Origin of the sequence: Planomicrobium sp. CPCC 101079, from assembly GCF_007859275.1 — a bacterium.
GTDB lineage: Bacteria > Bacillota > Bacilli > Bacillales_A > Planococcaceae > Planococcus.
Map to the genome: position 1 here is coordinate 1 of NZ_VOHC01000007.1, position 19,391 is coordinate 19,391.

Annotated in this window: 18 protein-coding genes; 7 read left to right on the top strand and 11 right to left on the bottom strand. The window is 43.6% G+C overall.

Annotation, left to right across the window (positions count from 1 at the left end):
* Positions 1-194: hypothetical protein (locus FQV28_RS19375; protein ID WP_222433228.1), on the top strand; the 194-nt coding region annotated here is incomplete at its 5' end.
* 32 nt (positions 195-226) lie between these two features.
* Here FQV28_RS19375 and cls read toward each other — a convergent pair.
* Together cls and FQV28_RS03030 are read right to left on the bottom strand one after the other, a co-directional pair.
* Entirely contained in the window at positions 227-1,648 is a 1,422-nt protein-coding gene (gene cls, locus FQV28_RS03025) for a cardiolipin synthase (protein WP_146494130.1), read from the bottom strand.
* Positions 1,649-1,837: 189 nt separating this feature from the next.
* The gene (locus FQV28_RS03030; protein WP_146494131.1) at positions 1,838-2,821 is read right to left on the bottom strand and encodes a ketoacyl-ACP synthase III; all 984 of its coding nucleotides are present in this window, start codon (positions 2,819-2,821) and stop codon (positions 1,838-1,840) included.
* Positions 2,822-2,968: 147 nt separating this feature from the next.
* Here FQV28_RS03030 and FQV28_RS03035 point away from each other — a divergent pair, with 147 nt between their 5' ends.
* Positions 2,969-3,583, top strand: coding sequence for a dienelactone hydrolase family protein (locus tag FQV28_RS03035; RefSeq protein ID WP_146494132.1), 615 nt, complete (start codon positions 2,969-2,971; stop codon positions 3,581-3,583).
* Positions 3,584-3,618: 35 nt separating this feature from the next.
* Here the strand turns inward: FQV28_RS03035 and FQV28_RS03040 are convergent, their stop codons facing one another.
* On the bottom strand, positions 3,619-4,971 hold the full coding sequence (locus FQV28_RS03040) for a S8 family peptidase (RefSeq protein WP_146494133.1): 1,353 nt from the start codon (positions 4,969-4,971) through the stop codon (positions 3,619-3,621).
* A gap of 417 nt (positions 4,972-5,388) precedes the next feature.
* On the opposite strand from FQV28_RS03040, the gene FQV28_RS03045 reads away from it, so the two are divergent.
* The 3 genes from FQV28_RS03045 to FQV28_RS03055 are packed head-to-tail and all read left to right on the top strand — an operon-like array spanning position 5,389 to position 8,435.
* The gene (locus FQV28_RS03045; protein WP_146494134.1) at positions 5,389-6,549 is read left to right on the top strand and encodes a Gfo/Idh/MocA family protein; all 1,161 of its coding nucleotides are present in this window, start codon (positions 5,389-5,391) and stop codon (positions 6,547-6,549) included.
* A gap of 35 nt (positions 6,550-6,584) precedes the next feature.
* Positions 6,585-7,316, top strand: a complete 732-nt coding sequence (locus FQV28_RS03050; protein WP_146494135.1) for a ThuA domain-containing protein — start codon at positions 6,585-6,587, stop codon at positions 7,314-7,316.
* A 15-nt stretch (positions 7,317-7,331) separates the two neighbouring features.
* The gene (locus FQV28_RS03055; RefSeq protein WP_146494136.1) at positions 7,332-8,435 is read left to right on the top strand and encodes a Gfo/Idh/MocA family protein; all 1,104 of its coding nucleotides are present in this window, start codon (positions 7,332-7,334) and stop codon (positions 8,433-8,435) included.
* Between the two features lie 102 nt (positions 8,436-8,537).
* On the opposite strand, the gene FQV28_RS03060 is transcribed toward FQV28_RS03055, so the two are convergent.
* Together FQV28_RS03060 and FQV28_RS03065 are read right to left on the bottom strand one after the other, a co-directional pair.
* Entirely contained in the window at positions 8,538-9,377 is an 840-nt protein-coding gene (locus FQV28_RS03060; protein WP_146494137.1) for an ABC transporter permease, read from the bottom strand.
* Entirely contained in the window at positions 9,374-10,390 is a 1,017-nt protein-coding gene (locus FQV28_RS03065) for an ATP-binding cassette domain-containing protein (RefSeq protein WP_146494192.1), read from the bottom strand. Before FQV28_RS03065 ends, FQV28_RS03060 begins: the two co-directional genes overlap by 4 nt.
* Before the next feature lie 293 nt (positions 10,391-10,683).
* Here FQV28_RS03065 and FQV28_RS03070 point away from each other — a divergent pair, with 293 nt between their 5' ends.
* Positions 10,684-11,439, top strand: coding sequence for an alpha/beta hydrolase (locus FQV28_RS03070; protein ID WP_146494138.1), 756 nt, complete (start codon positions 10,684-10,686; stop codon positions 11,437-11,439).
* Between the two features lie 94 nt (positions 11,440-11,533).
* Here the strand turns inward: FQV28_RS03070 and FQV28_RS03075 are convergent, their stop codons facing one another.
* The 3 genes from FQV28_RS03075 to FQV28_RS03085 all read right to left on the bottom strand — a co-directional run bounded on the left by FQV28_RS03075 (position 11,534) and on the right by FQV28_RS03085 (position 14,444).
* Positions 11,534-12,250 (bottom strand): class I SAM-dependent methyltransferase, encoded by a 717-nt coding sequence (locus tag FQV28_RS03075; protein WP_146494139.1) that lies wholly within the window; start codon positions 12,248-12,250, stop codon positions 11,534-11,536.
* 150 nt (positions 12,251-12,400) lie between these two features.
* A complete protein-coding gene (locus tag FQV28_RS03080) occupies positions 12,401-13,810 on the bottom strand; it encodes a sensor histidine kinase (RefSeq protein ID WP_146494140.1) in 1,410 nt (469 codons plus the stop codon).
* Positions 13,767-14,444: a response regulator transcription factor gene (locus FQV28_RS03085; protein WP_146494141.1), complete on the bottom strand. Its 678-nt coding sequence runs from the start codon at positions 14,442-14,444 to the stop codon at positions 13,767-13,769. Before FQV28_RS03085 ends, FQV28_RS03080 begins: the two co-directional genes overlap by 44 nt.
* 310 nt (positions 14,445-14,754) lie before the next feature.
* On the opposite strand from FQV28_RS03085, the gene FQV28_RS03090 reads away from it, so the two are divergent.
* On the top strand, positions 14,755-15,213 hold the full coding sequence (locus FQV28_RS03090) for a ribosomal maturation YjgA family protein (RefSeq protein WP_370455108.1): 459 nt from the start codon (positions 14,755-14,757) through the stop codon (positions 15,211-15,213).
* Positions 15,214-15,415: 202 nt separating this feature from the next.
* Here the strand turns inward: FQV28_RS03090 and FQV28_RS03095 are convergent, their stop codons facing one another.
* From FQV28_RS03095 to FQV28_RS03105, 3 genes are all read right to left on the bottom strand, one after another.
* Positions 15,416-16,174: a hypothetical protein gene (locus tag FQV28_RS03095; protein ID WP_146494142.1), complete on the bottom strand. Its 759-nt coding sequence runs from the start codon at positions 16,172-16,174 to the stop codon at positions 15,416-15,418.
* 31 nt (positions 16,175-16,205) lie between these two features.
* Entirely contained in the window at positions 16,206-17,585 is a 1,380-nt protein-coding gene (locus tag FQV28_RS03100) for a PDDEXK-like family protein (protein WP_146494143.1), read from the bottom strand.
* A gap of 167 nt (positions 17,586-17,752) precedes the next feature.
* Positions 17,753-18,733, bottom strand: a complete 981-nt coding sequence (locus FQV28_RS03105; protein ID WP_146494144.1) for a helix-turn-helix transcriptional regulator — start codon at positions 18,731-18,733, stop codon at positions 17,753-17,755.
* Between the last annotated feature and the right edge of the window lie 658 nt (positions 18,734-19,391).

Sequence of the window (19,391 nt, forward strand, 5' to 3'; positions counted from 1 at the left end):
TGAAGCGGCTAAGGCCGTGCCCGCGGAAAGCGAGCGCCGGAACGGAAAGCCCGCTGCCTACGCTTCCCTCATTCCCCTCTTCTGTAAAAGAAAAAGGCTTGACTACTGATAAGAAAGCGTCCGCCTGCTGGAGCGAAATGAAAAAGCTGCCGGGAATTTCTCGACAGCCCGATGAAAAGAGGCCTTCTGAATAGAAGGCCTCTTTTCATGATTTTATATTCTGCTGCTATAAAATTGGTGCAACAAGTTTTGCTATTCGCTGTTTGGCATACTCGAAAAGTGATCGATCTTCAAACGCATCCATTGTTAATTCTTTCGACAACTTGATATCTTGAAGGAAAATTCCAGCCATTTCTTCAGCTGCTTTTTCTTCAAAAGCAAAAATATTCGCTTCATAGTTTAATGAAAAACTCCGGATATCCATATTTGCAGAACCGACTGAAAATGCTTTTCGATCTACGACTAACGTCTTGGCATGCAAAAACCCATTATCGTATTTATATACTTTTACTTCAGCCTCTAGCAGCACTTCGACAAAAGACAAAGTAGCAGTATGGACAAATAGGTGATCGGCTTTATTCGGAATCATAATTCTTACATCCACTCCACTGAGCGAAGCAGTGCAAAGTGCATCTAAGATGGATTGATCCGGTATAAAATAGGGCGTCTGGAGATAAACGGATTCCTTCGCCTGGACTATAAGTTTGAGAAACCCGTTCTTGATTTGATCTATATTTTCATTAGGACCGCTTCCGACAACCTGCATTGCTGCTCCTTCTGAATTTTCCCCGGAAGGAAAAAGTTTATCGGCGTATTTTACTGAATATTTATCTGAAGCCGAATTCCAATCAATTAAAAATCGGTTTTGAAGTGAGTGGACAGCAGTTCCTTCAATCCGTAAATGTGTATCGCGCCAATACCCAAACTTTCCTTTTTCCCCAAGATACTCGTCTCCGACATTAAAGCCGCCGATGTAACCCACTTTGCCATCAATAACAGCAATTTTTCTGTGGTTTCGGTAGTTGACGCGCGGATTGCCGATGGGTATTCTGGAAGGCAGCGATGCAGCCGCTTTTCCTCCCGCTTGAAAAAAATCGGCAAAAAAGTTTTTCGGCAAAGACTTTGACCCGATGTCATCATAAAGGATGAGTACCTTAACACCCTGTTTCGCTTTTTCTGTAAGCCGTTCAATCAGCTGACAGCCAATTTTGTCATTTCTCAAAATGTAATATTCAAGATGGATATGGTCTTTGGCAGCTTCAATGTCTTTGAATAACGAGTCAAATTTGTTTTTTCCATCTATGAAGATGGCAATACCATTGTTTGTAGATAACGGTGCTTCTCCGGTTTTCAAATTCATGCGGATAATTTGGCGAAAATCCTTCACTGTTCCCAGCGTATCCGGCCACCAACCACGATCAATTTGCCGCAACTGTTGTTGCCAGAGTTTCTGCAGATTAGGATTGGAATAGACAGAAGGGTGCTTTCCTTTGTTTTGCCTATGGGGAAGGCCGAAAAGCAAATACAAAAGCAATCCAACAACCGGCAAGAAAAACAAAAGCAAAACCCAAGCCCAAATTGAAGTTGCCCGTTTCCGTTCAAAAAAAAGAACAAAAAAAGCCACCGCAGTGTTCGCCAGCAAGAACAAATTGCTGACGGTGTTCCACCATTGAAAAGAAATCCACCAATCAGAAGAAATGATCGTTCACTCCTTTCATTTGCCATATGCCATATTTTGTTCTTTTAAATGAACTTTTATCAAGCAATTGCCTAGAAACGAAAACCATCAATTCGACAGCAAAATGAAAAGCCAGATTCCTCCGTCATCCGTGCAATATTATAACGTCCAGTTAATCAGCAATCCCGCCTGAGTTAGCCCTCCCCCAAATCCATAAAGCAGCAGGCTATCCCCTGTTTTAAATTTCCCTTCTTGGACACCTTTGTCAAGCGACAAAGGGATGGTAGCGGCTGATGTGTTCCCATAATGCTCAAGACTGTAAATAGCGCGCTCAAGCGGAAATTTGCTTCTGCTGCAAATTGATTCAATAATCCTTAGGTTTGCGCTATGGGGAACAAACCAATCCACTTCGTTCAGCTCCAAATCGGTCTTTTCCATTAACGCCTCCATGCCTTTGGGAACAGTATTGACCGCCCATTTGTAAACTTCGCGGCCATTTTGTGCAATAAACCCGTTAACCGGAAGATCTTCGCCAAACATGCTGGCCGATAAATCCGTACAGTATAAATTTTTTCCCAATACTCCGTCTGTACCCATATGTGAAGCGATAAAACTTGGGTGCAGCTCATCGTATTCAACAAGTACAGCACCGCCTCCATCACCGAATAAGATACAGGTTGTACGGTCGGTATAATCAAGAATTTTAGAAAATGTTTCCGCACCAATTACCAGTATTTTTTTATGCAAGCCGGCACTTACTAAACCGTTTGCAACATGCATCCCATATGCAAAACCGGCACAGGCAGCATTCAAATCGATAGCGCCAGTATTTTTTATCCCGAGTTTTGCTTGTACCAGAGCAGATACACTAGGAGTCTTAAAATCCGGCGTCATCGTGCAGACGATAATCATATCCACATCTTCGACGGTTTTCTGGTAGCGGGCCATGAGATTTTCTACTGCTTTGATGCTGATATCACTTGTATATTCATTGTCTGCGGCAATACGGCGTTCTTTGATCCCTGTCCGCTGAACAATCCATTCATCATTGGTATCCACTAATTCTTCTAAGTGGTGATTGGTTAGCCTTTTTTCTGGCACATACGAACCGATGGCTGTAATTCTTGCGTTTGAACTGTTCATAAGTCTCGCCCCTTTTTACGTTCTAGCACTATTCTAACAGCAACTATTAGTATTAGGTACTAATATATTTGTAAAGTTTCTTGTATAAAATTTGTTTTTATTAATTAAAATAGAAGAAACAAAGATTTAATATAGGAGCGATTACCGATGAAGCCTAAAAAACCAGCATTTGGCGCAGTTATTTTAATTCATGAAATCTATGGCATCAATGGCCATATGCTTCATTATGAAAAGCATTTCTCCGAAATGGGTTATCAAGTTTTTTGCCCGAACCTCTTAACCAAGGAACGCCCATTTCCATACTCCGATGAATCAGAGGCTTACCGGCATTTTTCTCAACACGTCGGCTTCAAGCAGGCAGCCAAGCAAGTTTCGGAGTTGATCGAAGAGTGTGCAGCAATGTATGAAAGCATCTTTCTGGTCGGCTTTAGCGCAGGAGCTACAATTGCCTGGCTATGCAGTGAAAAAAAAGAGCTGGCTGGCATTGTCGGCTATTACGGATCACGTATTCGCGATTATTTAGATGTTATGCCCGCATGTCCTGCCCTGTTATTTTTTGCTGCACATGAAAAAAGTTTTGACGCCAATAAAATGCCAGACCAAGTCACCCGGCAAAATACCGAAGTGGTCCTTTTTAATGGCGATCATGGATTCAGTGATCCCTTTAATGCCAGCTTCAACGAAAATTTGAGCACGGAAGCATTCGGCTTAGCGGTAAGTTTTCTAAATAAACACAGCAAAAACACCTCCATGGAAACTTAATCCACTAGAGGTGTTTCTGCTTTTTTATAGGGGGATCAGTTTAATGCATCAACGGCATCAATCAAGCCGAAACCACTTTGCTTATCGTACCCTTTCTTGAAAATATCCTCTGAAGAAGATTGGATAATATGTTTTACTTGTGCTGGGTTTAACTTGTCTTTCCCGTGCTGGGCGATAATGACACCTGCAAGGCCAGCCACTTTTGGTGCTGCCATGGAAGTACCGCCTTTATAGCCATATCCACCGCCTGGAATGGTCGAATACGCCAAGTACGAGTTGTCGCGTCCTAGTCCGGTAGTCTGGTCATAGTTTGGCCCCAAATCTCCACCCGGCGCCATGACGTCAATCTTTCCAACGCCATAATTAGAATAGAATGCCAAGTTTTTATTCGCTCCACCAGCAGAAACGCGGATAAGCGTCTGGCTGCTTGGGCTTCGGTGTGTAGCTCCTACATCATCACCGGACAATTTTCCCGGGCTTGTAATATCGAGTCCATTGTTGCCAGCAGATCCTACAACTGTAACGCCTTGTTGGATGGCGTATTGGATCGCTCGGTTAAATAGGCGCATATCGGCCGCAATATCACTAGTTTCCTGCTCCGGATCTTGCAGCCAGTCATAGCCGCCCAAAGACATATTAATAACATCAACATTGTCATCCGCTGCTGTTTTCAAAGCTTCCGCTATATGCGCCGTAGAAGCTCCACCCGTTGGCCCAAATACGCGGTATGCTGCCACTTTAAGATCTGGGCCGACACCTAATGTGCGGCCATTTGCCGCAATTGCGCCAGCTACATGAGTTCCGTGGCTATTTTCGTCCATTGCATCCGGATAACCTGGCACAAATGATTTGCCATATGCATAGTTCTCTTTAAGATCCGGATGGTTGTAGTCAATTCCAGTATCCACTACCGCCACGACAATATCCTGGCCATCAACAGATTTCCCTGTGCCGCCCGGCAGTTCCCATGAAGCTCCGTTCCCAGTGACTTGTTTAATGTCCCATTGGCGCTCGTTGTATAGATCAGCGTCTCCCCCAACGCCTTCTGTTCCGGATTCTGCTGCTACTGCAGGCGTCTCAGGATAAACTACCTTTTCAACGTCGACATCCAATACTATGGAAGATTTTTTGACTTCATTCAAGAAGTTTGGATTAGCAGAAGAAACTTCTACCGACCCCAACTTACCAAGTTTAGTTTTGACTTCACCGCCAGCCTTAGCCAGCACATTTTCATAACCGCTCGGCAAACTGTTGCTATTTTTAAATACAACAATATAATCTTCTTGTTTAGTTTCTGCACCTGCTGCGCTAACTGTGCTGCCAAGCAATGAAGCTGCACTTAAAGCGAAAGCGAAAGTTCCTGCTGCTAGTTTCTTTTTAATCGGCATGTGAATCCCCCTATATAATAGTTTTATTTTTCATTCTATTCAAATTTTTGTAACTGTCAATTCTATTTTACTTTATATGGAAAAACCGCAGGTCCTTCATAAAAGGTATTTTTAATAAGATTTTTTGATTATTTAATAAAATTCAACTGGGATTCCCCTTATTTAAGTGAAACGAGCTTGCCTCTCCTTCAAGATGCCCACATAATCAAAATGAAAAATAATTGTTTTCTCCTGCAGAAAATTTTATGCAATTATTGCAATTCCGATTTTCAAATACTGTACATAATATTTTGCTTAAGAAAATTAGCCCAGTACATGGAATTTTTTAAAAATTTCATTTTAATTTTGACAAAACAAAAGGTTTTCGAGAAAATAAAAACAGTTAGTTTAATCGATATACAAAGGGAGGTCGAAACAATGAATGAAGTTAATATTGGAATGGTAGGCTATAAATTTATGGGCAAAGCCCATAGCAATGCCTATCGGACATTACCAATGTTTTTTCCAGAGAGCCCTAAGCCAATTATGAAAGCGATTTGCGGCAGAAATATGGAAGCGGTTGCAACAGCAGCTGAACAATTCGGATGGGAAGAATCTACTGTAAATTGGAAAGATTTACTTAGCCGCGTTGATATCGACGTAATTGATATCAACGCACCAAGCAATGTCCATAAAGAGATAGCCGTCGCGGCAGCAGAAGCCGGTAAACATCTGTACTGCGAGAAACCGCTGGCACTTTCTTTAAAAGATTCCCGGGACATGCTAAAAGCCGCCGAGAAAGCAGGCATCAAGCACATGACCGGCTTCAATTACCGCTTTACCCCGGCCATCATGCTGGCAAAGAAACTGATTGATGAAGGCCGTTTGGGTGATATCTTTCACTTCAGAGCATGGTTTTTGCAGGACTGGATTGTCGATCCGGATTTCCCTCTCGTCTGGCGGCTTCAAGAAGAAATTGCCGGCTCGGGCGCACTCGGCGATTTAGGTGCCCACCTTATTGACTTGGCTCATTATCTTGTTGGCAGCATTGACGAAGTGATTGGAATGAGTGAAACCTTTATTAAGGAAAGGCCGCTTCCTGAAGAGACTGGCGGATTGAGCGCCACAAGTGGCAATAAGACTGAAAAAGGCCCTGTGACGGTTGATGATGCCACTTTGTTTTTGGCCCGTTTTGCGAATGGGGCTCTCGGCAGCTTTGAAGCGACCCGTTTCGCAACTGGGCACAGGAGCACCAATTCATTCGAAATCAATGGCAGCAAAGGCAGCGTAATTTTTGATTTTGAACGCATGAACGAACTTCAAGTGTATTTCTCTGATGACCGGGACGATGTCCAAGGATTTCGCCGGGTATTGGCGACGGATCCGGCACATGCCTTTTCGGCTGCCTGGTGGCCGGCAGGGCATCCTATCGGTTATGAACATACGTTTACACATGCTTTTGTCGAGTTGCTGGCAGCTATTAAGGAGGACCGGCAGCCAGTCCCTAATTTCAACGACGGTGTAAAATGCCAGCAAGTTCTTGAGGCAGTGGAATTATCAACAAGAGACAAAAAATGGATCCAAGTTGCCAGTCTTTGAGCAGTGGATTTTACCTCGAAAGGAATGGTTAGTTGATGAAGAAAAAAGCGTTGATCGTCCAAGGAGGCTGGGATGGCCATGAGCCTGAGCAAGTCGCAAGCATCTATAAAAACCTGCTGATAGAAGAGAATTTTGAAGTCGAAATTTCCGATACGCTGGAGTCCTATGCGGATCCTGAAAAATTGAAAGCACTCGATTTAATCGTACCGCACTGGACAATGGGAGAAATTGAACCTCAGTATGTGCGTAACGTCTCTCATGCTGTCATAAGCGGCGTCGGACTCGCCGGAAGCCATGGCGGAATGTGCGATAGTTTCCGGAAAAACGTGGACTGGCAATTTATGACCGGCGGCAACTGGGTTGCGCATCCTGGAAACGACGGCATCGATTATATCGTCAACGTCAAGCATTCTTCAAGTCCCTTATTAGAGGGCCTGGATGATTTTAAAGTAGTCAGCGAACAGTACTATCTGCATGTCGATCCCGCTGTGGAAGTGCTTGCCACCACACGCTTCCCCATTGCAGAGGGGCCGCATGTTCTGAACAAGGCGGTCGACATGCCTGTTGTCTGGACAAAGCGCTGGGGCGTCGGCCGTGTCTTCTACAGTTCATTGGGCCATGTTGCAGATATTATTGCCATGCCTGAAGTTTCGTTCATCATGAAAAAAGGTTTTTTATGGGCTGCAGAAGGCAAAGCGCTATATGCCAATGCAGACAGCCCATATGCTGCAGCTGAAAATTATACCGGCATGGGCGACAGCCAGTAAAAATGGAGGAATAGAATGAGGACTTTAAAAATAGGAATAATCGGTTGCGGTTACATAAGTTCCATATATATGGAGAACGTTCGATCCTTTAATCATTTATCGCTTGTCGCCTGCGCAGATTTGGATCTTGAACGGGCATTTCATCAAGCCAGACGCTACGGAATCCCGAAAGCTTGCACGGTGCAAGAGCTGCTTGCAGACCAGGACATCGACCTGGTCATCAACTTGACAATCCCGAAAGTCCATGCCGAAATCTGCCTCCTAGCTCTTGAAGCCGGCAAACATGTCTATGTTGAAAAGCCGCTTGCAGCCAATCTTTCTGATGCAAAGTTGGTTTTAGAACGGGCAAAAGAAAAAGGTCTGTTTGTCGGCAGTGCACCGGATACCTTTTTGGGAGCAGGAATCCAAACCGCCCTGGAACTGATTGAGAGAGGTGAAATCAGCACCCCGGTTGGAGCTTCTGCCTTTATGATCAACCGTGGCCATGAGCACTGGCATCCCAACCCAGCCTTTTATTATGAAAAAGGAGGCGGTCCGATGTTTGACATGGGGCCTTATTACTTAACTGCGCTGATTGCGCTGCTCGGACCCATCAAGCGACTTTCCGGTTCTGCCCGTATCAGCTATCCGCAGCGCACAGTTTTGAGCGAGCCGAATGCCGGCGAGAAAATTACCGTAACAACGGAGACTCATATCTCTGGAACCATTGATTTCGTAGCTGGTGCAGTAGGAACCATTACAACAAGTTTTGACGCATTCGGCGGTTCTTCCCTTCCTCCGATTGAAATCTATGGCAGCGAAGGCACCTTACTGGTTCCGGATCCGAATACTTTCGGCGGCCCAGTGCAGCTTCGCAAGAAAGATGAAGAGGTGTTTACCGACATTTCTTTGCTGTCCGATGTACAGGGCAACTGCCGCGGCATCGGCGTTGCTGAAATGGCGCATGCCATTGTGCATGGCAATGCCCACCGAGCTAACGGCGAATTGGCGTACCATGTTCTGGAAGCGATGCACGGCTTCCATGCTTCCTCTCATAATAACCTTTTTCATCATATGGAAAGTACATGTCAAAAGCCAGAGCCGTTTTCAATCTCAACGCAAGTTTTCAATTACCAATAAGAAATTAGAGTGAAATTTTTCAGCTGTGCAGTTTACAAAAGAACAGCTTATGAACGAAGAAAGGAGACGGCCTATTGATTGGGCCGTCTCCTTAATTTACGTTCACTTCTTATTGCGGTATAAGTAAATTGTGATAGGTGCGAAGATTGCAGTCATGATAATGGATACAATAATCACCCACATAACTTGCCAAGATGTCACAGTGCCATGCATCGCACCACGGACAGCAGTGGCAAGAACCGAGATGGGATTCACTTCCACGAAGCTTTCCAGCCATGTCGGCAGGGTTTTCGGATCGACAAACACGTTGCTGACAAAAGTCAGCGGAAACAACACCATAAAACTGATCATCATCAACGATTTCTCGGAACGCACAACCAGCCCAACGGCCGTCCATATCCACGAAAAACTGAAAGAGAACACTAAAATCAATACGATGGCTCCGAGTATCCCCAGCATGCCGCCTTCCGGCCGAAAGCCGAGCGCAAATCCGAGGCCGATCATTATAACAGATGCTATCGTATAACGGACAACATCGACGAGCAATGCCCCGATCAAAGCCGATGGCAACCAGATTGGCAAGGTCCGAAATCGGTCAAATATGCCTTTTCGGATATCATTGTTCAAGTCAATGCCGGTATACATTGTAATCTGGGACACGGTCATGACGAGGATGCCGGGAAGCAGGAATTGCAGATACTCTGCAGTCGAACCAGCAATTGCCCCTCCAAATAAATAAGTGAACATCAATAAGAAAATAATCGGAAACACCGTCACATCAAACATCTGTTCAGGTACATGCTTAATGCGCAGAAGTGCACGTGTAGCAAACGTTAGTGTAGAAGCAAGGGCACTAGGCGGTTTCGGCCGCCTGGTTGAAGAAATGGAATCCCGTAATTGGATTTCTTTTGTCCGGCTGCCATTTTCGAGAATATCGGTCATGACGTCCCCTCCTCAGACTGTGTTTCCTCACCAGCAGCATGTCCGGTTAGTGTCAAAAATACCTCGTCCAGGCTCGGTCTGCCAAAAGAAAAATCACTGGTTGCAATCCCTTCCTGTGCCAAATCGCCCAATGCTTCTGCGACCAGGCGCGGATCATCCAATTGCGCAGTAAGCAAAGTGGATTCAGCAGTAAAATGAACAGGCACGGAGAGCTTTTGCTCCAGAATATGTGCTGCCCGCACTTGGTCCGCAGCATCAATAAGCTGTATATTCAACGTGCCGCGGCCAACTGAAGCCTTAAGTTCCCCGCTTGTTCCTTCTGCAATGATTTTGCCGTGATTGATCACCGCAATTCGATCCGCTAGCTGGTCTGCTTCATCCAAATACTGCGTTGTCAATAAAACTGTAGTGCCTGAGCCGACAAGCGCCCGGATGATGTCCCAAACCTGGTTGCGGCTCCTCGGATCCAACCCGGTAGTCGGTTCATCCAAAAACAGCAAATCCGGCGTCACCACAATACTTGCCGCAATATCAATCCGCCGACGCATCCCGCCAGAATAGTTTTTCACTTGGCGTTTTGCCGCTTCCTCCAATCCAAAAGCCCCCAATAATTCCTTTGCCCGCATTTTCGCTTCTTTGCGTCCGTAGCCCATTAACCTTGCCATCATGACGAGATTTTCCATCCCGGTCAAATCTTCATCAATGGATGCATATTGACCGGTCATACTGATGCGGCTTCTGATAGCGTCCCCTTCTTCACTGAGGTCATGCCCAAATATCCGGGCACTTCCTGCATCAGGTTTCACCAGTGTTGCGAGCATCCGGATAGTCGTCGTTTTTCCCGCACCGTTCGGGCCCAAAAAACCATAAACCGTACCTTTGCGGATCGCTAGATCCACCCCATCCACTGCCCGGTGCTTTCCAAACATTTTCACGAGCCCCTTTGCCTCAATCGCCAATCCGTCAATTTCGTGAAATTGTCTTGCTTCTTTCACGATCTTCACCCTTTCCATTTGGTCACTAAGCGTGTAAGCGTCAATAGATAATGGCAAAATAAAACTCCTATTCGGCTTTCCCTTATAGCTTCTATAACCTCCAAAACAAAGGAACGTATGTTCTATATCATTAAAGTTCCCTTGTCCTAATAAAATAAACCTAATATATTTTTATTTTTCTAATAATAATTTTAGCCATAGGGATTTGTAATTTAATAAAATAGGCGTTATTTTAAAAGCTGAAAACAATTCAAAAGGAATTTATAGAATGCATATCGAAGTTAGAACTATCACACAAAGGAGGAGTAGAAATGACTCAAAACTTTAACATATTAGAAGGCGCGGAACCCTATACTGCTGAAGGCGGCCGTATTGGAATTCTGGTCTCCCACGGATTTACGGGCACAACACAAAGCATGCGGCCGCTTGGCGAAGCATTTGCCGAAAAAGGATACACCGTGTCCATTCCAAGGCTTAAAGGGCATGGTACTCATCCTGAAGAAATGGAGCAAACTACCTATCATGATTGGATTGCTTCTATTGATGAAGCATTCGCCTGGCTGAATGAGCGCTGTGACCTAATCTTCATGGCCGGTTTGTCGATGGGAGGTACACTTGCGCTGTACATAGCCGAAAATCATCCTGAAATCCGTGCAATTTCTCTCGTTAACGCTGCCGTAGACGTCCCTTCAATGGTCGCAGTAACCGATATGCAAGATGTCCGTTTTTTAGACGCCATCGGATCCGACATCAAAAAAACAGGGGTTACGGAACTCGCTTATGAAATGACACCAGTCGCCTCGGTCAAACAATTGTTGAAGTTTATGGCCGAAGTACGCAGCAACCTAGCAAAAGTCCAATGTCCGACACTGATTTTCGTGTCTCCCGAAGACCATGTGGTTCCCGCCAATAATGCACAGATCATTTATGATGAAATTTCTTCCAAAGAAAAATCCATTATTGAAATGCCAGACAGCTACCACGTTGCCACACTCGACAATGACCAACAGCGCATAATCGATGAAACGCTGGCTTTCTTCAAAAAGCATGAAAAAAACAATCGCTAGAAAAATAATGAAAGTCTAAAAAAGCGAGATTCGAAGGCGCTGTTAAACTTCTTCAGCGGCTTTTGAATTTCGCTTTCTACTTTATGTTCAATTGCTACCCCAAACTGCGCTGGTGCGCTTTAATAAGTAAAAATTGAGGCCTTTTCATCAGCCGCCCATAACTTTCTGGGGCCAGTTCCTTAAATTTATTAGTCGGAAGCGGTTCGATAACTTCATCAACTGAAAAATAAGCAAGCGTCTTGTTCATGATTTCGCTAAGTGGCCTTCGATAAAATGGAACTTCAAAAACTTTCCCTTCTTTATGCCAGCGGTCATTGATAAGCTCCACAGAAAAATAATGGGCATCTTCCATCCAGTTGATATCGGTGAAAGGGTGATGGATTGAGAATAGGAAAACACCATCAGGTTTTAGAATTCGATGAAATTCGCTGAACGTTTCTTCCCAGTTTTTAAGATAATGGAGGGTCAAGGAACTGACAATCACATCAAAGGAAGCTGTTTTAAAAGGCGTCCCCTTCTCCAAATCAAGACACAGAACCTCTGCTTTGGTCCCGACTCGCTGCTTGGCCGAACGGACCATCTCCGGGCTTATGTCGACAGCGGCCACATCGGCGCCTTTGGCAAGCAATTGCTCCGTATACCATCCAGCGGCGCAGCCGGCGTCCAGCACCTTCTTGCCAACCAAATCAGCCGGAAGATGAGCCAACATTGCCGGCCTTTCATATTCGCTATTGAAAAGGCTGCCGGAATCCACTGTATTCGCGTAAATCGCTGCGAGTTGATTAAAGGTTTCAATAACTTGTTCTTTCATCGTTCACCTCATTTTTTATGCCCAGCAATTATATTCGAGGCATGCCTGCTGTTGCTTTCAACTATATTATACAAAAATGCAGCCCCTTAAAATACTTGTACTGGAAGAACCTACAATTCCATGGCTTCCTTGGGCAGCAACTTCCCCCTTTCAAAGGGACGAAACCGTTGAAGCAAAAGGGATTTTCGCACTGAAAACAGAACCTTTTCCGCCCTCGCTCGCCACTTTTATTTCGCCTTCGTGCGCGGCAGTAATCATTTGCGCGATGGACAAGCCTAGCCCGAATCCCCCTTCTTTTCTGGAACGAACTTTGTCTGCCCGATAAAAGCGCTCGAAAATTTTCAATTGATCTTCCGGAAGGATGCCGATGCCGCTATCCGTGACTGACAAGACAAATTCTTCAAGCTTTTTGTTGCTTTGCTTTTCTAGGGCAATTTCCACTTGGCCGCCGGCAGGCGTATATTTGATGGCATTATCTGTAAAAATGTACATCAATTGGGCAAGCTTATCACGGTCTCCGAAAACCAAGACCCTTTCCGGTGCCACCAGTCTCAGGTTGATTTGTTTTTCGCTTCCAAGTTTACTGAAAGACTCTATCATCTGTTCTGCAATCGGGCGAATATCAAAAAGTTCTTTCTTCAATTCTACCGCTGCCTGTTCCGAATCTGACCGGGCAAGCGCAAGCAATTCCGATATAAGACTAGACATCCGCTTCACTTCATGTTTCAAGGTTTCCAGCACTTTCATCGTAAATGGATTATCTTTATCCGCTTCCATGCCCAATGCTTCCACAGCTGATAATATGACGCTGAGCGGTGTCCGGAGTTCATGGGATGCATTTGAAACAAATTCCCTTTGAAGATTATAGGCTAGTTCGACCGGCTTCAAAGCGCGTTTAGACATCCAGTGGCTCAACACCACACCGATAACGGCAAACACGAGTGCAAAGCCGATGAAAATGATCATGATCCACTTGATGATGCTGCTGTAAAATGAATTATCAATCGCCATATACAACATGGCAACCCGTTCGCCTTCATCCTTAACTGGCCGGGCAAGAACCAACAGATCCATGTCGGTGTTCTGATAATCCTCATAAAGCGGGTCATTTTCACTTATCTCGACCGTCGTCCTATTTACTTCAACTTCATCGGTGACCCATTCATCAACTAGGCTTAAGTAACGGTCGCGCAGATCTTCGTTGTTGTCTTTATTGATTGTTAGGTCCCCGTCGTTTTCAATAACGTAATAAAAAACTTGGTTTTCCGCTAACATTCGGCGCTGCTGTTCCTTCCAGGCCCCGCGGCTGCCGTCAAGTGCCCGTTCAGCCATATCGACTTCGCGGTCTGACAAGATTCGGAGAGTCTGTTCCTGTTCGTTTGTAATGACAAAGTAGAACACCAGCAATGCAAGTCCAACAAAAACCGACAGAAACAGCGTTAAAATGATGCTATAGAAGAGCGTCAGGCGATTGCGGGTTTGAGCAAACACACCTTTACCGCCTTTTCTAAAAAAACTAAGTTTTTTCGATTTTGTATCCGACTCCCCTGACAGTTTCAATCAAACTCCCCTCCTCTTTGGTATCGATTTTTTTCCGAAGCAGCTTCACAGTGGCATCAATGGTTTTCATCGCCACTTCTGTATCAAAGCCCCAAATCCGGTCAAAAATCATTTCCCGGGTCAATACTGCACCGCGGTTAAGAACTAACATGTCCAAAAGCTGGAATTCACGCGGCGTCAAATTGATTTCTTTCTCGCCCCGGCGTACCGACCGCGCTGTACGATTTATTTCAAGCCCGTTCACTTTCATCAGATCTTCCTGTAGAGGAGAAAAAGTCCGCCTGGAAAGTGCGCGCAAACGCGCCCATAACTCTTCTATCTCAAATGGCTTGGCCAAGTAATCATCTGCTCCTGCTTCAAGCCCTTCAACACGATCCATCAGGGCGTCTTTTGCAGTAAGCATCAATACCGCACCGCTATATCCGCTCAGCCTAAGATTTTTGCACACAGAAACCCCGTCTCCGTTCGGCATCATCCAGTCCAGTATGATGACATCATAAAACGACCCAAGGGCGAAGTCATATGCCTCTTCCCCTTCCGTTACCCAATCGACTGTTTTCGCACCCTTTTTCTTCAACAAATGAACGATTAGTTCGCCAAGCATTTCATCATCTTCCGCCAGTAAAATTTTCACAGCGAACATCCTCTCCCTAAAAACTTATGGATTCTCCTTCTATTACACCATATGAACGTTAAAAACAGATTAAAAAAATGTTGAAAACTGATTTTTTCACTAACTCTCTTTAATTTTACATTAACTGCTTTTGGTGAAATTCGAGTGAAAATTCAATCGTTTATTCGAGCTGTTAAATTTTTCAGCTTACTCAGTCCGTTATTTCCCAATAAGTTATAACCGCTCGGTGAGATTCCAGAAATTTGTATCCTTTCATTATAGGGTGATAAGATACGGGAAACGCCAGAAATTTTATCCTTATTGAAAAAGAGTGATTTTATTGATTGGTAAAAGCAAGCCGCTCAACTTTCTTAATAGCCATATTAGATGGACCTATCTCCTTGCAATTGGAGCTGTAGTCGTATTGGGCCTCGCTTCCAGGATATATGGAAACTACTTGCCATCTGCGCTGTCAGAAAATGCAGGAGATATTTTATGGGCCATGATGGTTTATTTCGGATTCCGCTTTCTGATGGCAGACAAAAGCATACCAATAGCGATCAGTCTCAGCCTTTTGTTCAGCTTTGGGATCGAGTTTACCCAGCTTTACCAGGCAGACTGGATTGTAGGGATCCGGAGCTCTCTACTGGGAGCGCTGGTTCTTGGACATGGCTTTCTTTGGGTGGACCTCATCCGCTACTCCATCGGCATTCTATTGGCTTCACTCTCCGATCGAATTTTTATAAGAATGAAAACAGCCGATTGCCGCAGACTCATCAAGCTGCGGTAACCGGCTGTTTTCTATTGCAAATAATAGTTAAACTTCCGCCCGCATGAATTAACTTGAATTTGCTGAGCACAAAACTCTACAAAAAAGGATAGTAAAGTATCATTAAAGAGCTGCTTAGTGAATAAAACTATATGGAGTAAATAACATTAAAAAAAGCCGCCAAATACAGTGGAAAACTGTAATTATCGGCTTTTTCCTCTTTTTACTTATAACTTTGCTGAAGAAAATGAGCCTTCAGTTTTCCTTGCATCGCTTCTTTATGTTCAACAAACTGTTTGTGCCGATGGCCATTTCCTCCAGAAGGGTGCGGAAAACCGGAAAGGATATTTTCCGTAGCCACTAGCCCTTGATCGCCCAAGTAGTTCAGGGCACTCGAAACATTGACGCCTAAAGGAATGATCAAAGGGTTATCCATTTTGTTGAGTTCTGTCGCAAAATGAGTTGTAACGTATTTCTTTAATACTTCGCTCTTTAACAAGTTAGGCGTTGAACCACTGTAATTCTTCCCATTATAAAATACCGGATAAGGCAACACCGAACTCGTGTGCACCAGACGGCTAGCTTTTTCAAAAAGCTCGATGGATGAGGCCAAACCCAAATACTCGTTCAAACCCAATTCGTCGAGCATAGTCACCAGATTCTTCCGCATCGTCCCTTCAAAACTGGAATTGTTTTTCACTTGCCGAAGAATTTCTTCGTCACTTTTCTCGCTTCCGATTGAATCAATAACAGTGGAAAACGATTTTTTCATCTGATGCAAGCCTGGCGTAATGCCGACAATCACGACTTTAGCCTGTTCGTTGACATATTCAAATGGTGCGTAATAAATTTCAAGTTTTATCTTTTCGTCCTTTTCGAGTAAAAAATGGTCATTGATCAAATAGTCATCCGAAAAAGATGCAGGGATAGATTGAATTGATTCTTTGAATTGGTGAAACTTAGCGTATGTTGCAATTGCCATGAATGTGAGTCTCCTTTTCAGTAAATGAGTTTTAGTTTTTTACCATTTTAAGATTTTTATTATAGCCGAGCTCTTCAGAAGCAGCCGCGATGCTTTTGTTTATGCGGTCCATATTGTCGTCAAACTTCTTGGATGACGTTAATTTCCCTATCGCTGCCTGCACCACTTCAATACTCGTCCAGTCCGAGACATCCACTTGATCAGAAAAGATGCGCGTGTACATCGAGTTTGGCGTTTTAGAAGACGGCTTGATTGAATACCCATTGTCTTCAAGTTTCTCCAGCAGCTCCATCCGGTGATCATATTCCATATTGCCAATTTCAATATACATCCGTAGGCGGTCATTTCCTACCCGGTGCATAAAAATAATAAGGCCATAGCCAAGCCAGTAAGGAGCTTTATCATTTATTTGGGTTAAAAAGTCCGCCTGTCTGACCCATTCGGGATAAATAAAACTCGGATAAGATTTTGATGCATCATACAGCTGAATATCGTACCGCCCGTTCTCCTGAATAAACCGCTCAAAAGCTTTTTTCAGGACAAGGGACCCTTCCGTATAAATGAAATCAATCGTCTCTTTTGACACGGAATAGATCTTTTTCATCCATTGTTCTTCCTCGGCATGGAGGGTTTCCAGCTGCGCTTTGAACGGCTGATGGTGATTTAGAAACTTAATTCCTGGATTGTTCAATAAATAAAGGTATGTAATGGCCTCGCCGTGCTGTTCAAAAATCGCTTCCGCCAGCAACAAGCGGTCTTTATCAGGCGCAAACCGTTCCTGCAGGACGGATAAATAGTTCTTCAAGAAAACGTACACTTCCCCGCTCACCGATTCCTTGTAAAACTTCAAGATAAACTCCAGCACTTCCGCTATATCCGCATAGTTTAACGCCCAGTACTGGTCATTCGCCGGCTCTTCATCAAGCAACGTCAGGAACACCGGTATGATGGTATAGCCTGCAAATTCGTTATGTACATACTCCAAATAATCATCGAGCTGTTTGTGCGATTGGGAGGTATAAAATTTATTCTCGATGATAATTACCGTTTTATTTTCCTCGGAAGTTAACAAAAGGTCGATATACCGCTTTTTTGCTGTCAGCTTTTCTCGTTCCACTTTCCAATCCGCGTACTTCATCGCCAGCGTTTTCAAAAAAACTTGAGAATCACTGACAAAGCGGTCATTCTCCGGTTTCATTACGAGCTTGCTGATGAGCTTTTCAATAAATACCGAATTCAGCCCGTGGTTTTCTTCATGGTCCAACAACCATGCCAATACATTGGAATGCCGGATTTCATGGCTGTCCATCCGCAGCACTTTCAAGGGATTGAACGCTTTGAACATGCGGTTTAGTTCTTCAAATTGCTTGCTATAGATGAGGTTTGCGATTGTTTTCACTTCGATTGCCAAATTTAACACATTCCTTTCTTTTTTTCTTTCGGAGTTCTGATTGAAAAGCGAACTTATTGGTGATTGTTCAGCTTCCTGCAAAAATAATCACTCCTTAAATGTTGTTATACCAAGAATATCCTTAAATCAAAATCCTCGTTTCCCTCTGAAAGGAAACGAGGATTTACTTATGTATACAAGCCCGCATAGCGGTCAATTTCTTTTTTCATCATTTCCACCAATTTAGCCGGCCGGACCGCTTTTGCATCGGCTCCCCAAGTAAGCAGCCATCTGACCAACCCCATACTGACAACACCCTCTACTTCAAGCAAGAAACGGCCATTACCGAGGTTTCTTGTTTTTGCATCCAGGCCAAAGCGGTCAATGACCACACTGATCAAATGATTGTCGAATTCGATTGCAAGCCCACTTACTTCCCCGGAATACATGTTAAATAATTTAGAAACGTATTCCTCTAAATTAAACCCAGGATACTCAATCCATGATTTATCACTTTCCAAGACATTGCTCATTCGGTCAATCCGGTATTGTTTTATGTTTTCTTGCCCATGTTCCTGGGCGATCAAATAATAGAACTCTTGGCTCCAGATGACGCCAAAAGGAATAACCTCGTAAAATCCTCCATCCCTGCTTAAGAGGAAATCTTTATCTACGTTGTATCTGCCATATTGGAACTTGATGCATTTGTTCAGCCGGATGGCTTCGTGTATGGCTTGGATATTGTCCGCAAAATGCTTGATCTCTATTTTGGCTTCACTTTTCACCAGTTGGTTGGACAACCGTTTAGACGTTTTCTCATCTGTGAATCTTCTTATTTTATAAATCAATTCTAGTGTATCTTTGGGCGAAATAAATTTCGCCGCTGAAATGGCATCCATCAAATAACGAAGTTCATGCACTTCAAAGGCGGTGTTTTTTAAATAAAAGACGTTTTCCCTGTGATTGGTCGCACTTCTGCGTGTGAAAAAATCATAGGAAGATTCAGCGCTTTCCAAAAATTTAAGCTCTTTGCGAATCATCTTATCGGTCAGTTCTAAATCGTATTCTGATTCCAGTATCTTTTTTATTTCCTGCAAAGAAAGCGGCTCTTCTTCGCTGGAATATGTAGCGAGACAATTGACGACTGCTAATAATCGGTCCCGAATCATTGCAACACCTCTATGTTTTCTTATATACTGCCAGTTTTTTACAAGCTTTTAGATCGTTGAAGATTTTAGAAGGGATATAGCTAAATCATCCTAAAATGTTTGAAAGCCGCCGTAATATCCCTTTGTTTCTTTTCGGGGCACGGGTGTACCCTGTTAGTTTCAGAAATTCTCCTCGGCGAAACTTTAGGTTTCAATCCGTTCACTTCTTTCATATGAGCAATCCAGCATGTTTTAGCGGTATACCCGTACTCTTGTTTTATGAATGAATGGATTTCTATATAGGTAGCTATATGTTTTTATCTCCTCATCTTTTTGACGGTCTAACATGGTAATAATAATGATAAAAAGCAAGCATGGATCCAACTACTAAAGGAGTTTTAACTGATTCAATAATATCTAACAAGAATTCCAAAAATGCAACCGACATTCTATCTCAACTCCTTTTTCTTATAGAATATAAGCCACTGCTATTAATAAATTATCTGTATATTATTTGAATTTTTATGATTACTTATGTCTATGACTTGTTCCGCTTTAATAATATCATAATACTTCAATTGAAAAATCTTCTATTTCATAAATTTAAATAGTAGAGTAAGACTCTTCACATGACTTCCATTTGATACTGAGCCCAATATTCGAAACATCTATAATTAAT

Coding starts and splice junctions, on each gene's coding strand:
- FQV28_RS03095 (WP_146494142.1), bottom strand. CDS start 16,174: ATGGCAATTGCAACATACGCTAAGTTTCACCAATTCAAAGAATCAATT.
- FQV28_RS03070 (WP_146494138.1), top strand. CDS start 10,684: ATGACTCAAAACTTTAACATATTAGAAGGCGCGGAACCCTATACTGCT.
- FQV28_RS03050 (WP_146494135.1), top strand. CDS start 6,585: ATGAAGAAAAAAGCGTTGATCGTCCAAGGAGGCTGGGATGGCCATGAG.
- FQV28_RS03030 (WP_146494131.1), bottom strand. CDS start 2,821: ATGAACAGTTCAAACGCAAGAATTACAGCCATCGGTTCGTATGTGCCA.
- FQV28_RS03035 (WP_146494132.1), top strand. CDS start 2,969: ATGAAGCCTAAAAAACCAGCATTTGGCGCAGTTATTTTAATTCATGAA.
- FQV28_RS03060 (WP_146494137.1), bottom strand. CDS start 9,377: ATGACCGATATTCTCGAAAATGGCAGCCGGACAAAAGAAATCCAATTA.
- FQV28_RS03055 (WP_146494136.1), top strand. CDS start 7,332: ATGAGGACTTTAAAAATAGGAATAATCGGTTGCGGTTACATAAGTTCC.
- FQV28_RS03040 (WP_146494133.1), bottom strand. CDS start 4,971: ATGCCGATTAAAAAGAAACTAGCAGCAGGAACTTTCGCTTTCGCTTTA.
- FQV28_RS03065 (WP_146494192.1), bottom strand. CDS start 10,390: ATGGAAAGGGTGAAGATCGTGAAAGAAGCAAGACAATTTCACGAAATT.
- FQV28_RS03045 (WP_146494134.1), top strand. CDS start 5,389: ATGAATGAAGTTAATATTGGAATGGTAGGCTATAAATTTATGGGCAAA.
- FQV28_RS03075 (WP_146494139.1), bottom strand. CDS start 12,250: ATGAAAGAACAAGTTATTGAAACCTTTAATCAACTCGCAGCGATTTAC.
- FQV28_RS03105 (WP_146494144.1), bottom strand. CDS start 18,733: ATGATTCGGGACCGATTATTAGCAGTCGTCAATTGTCTCGCTACATAT.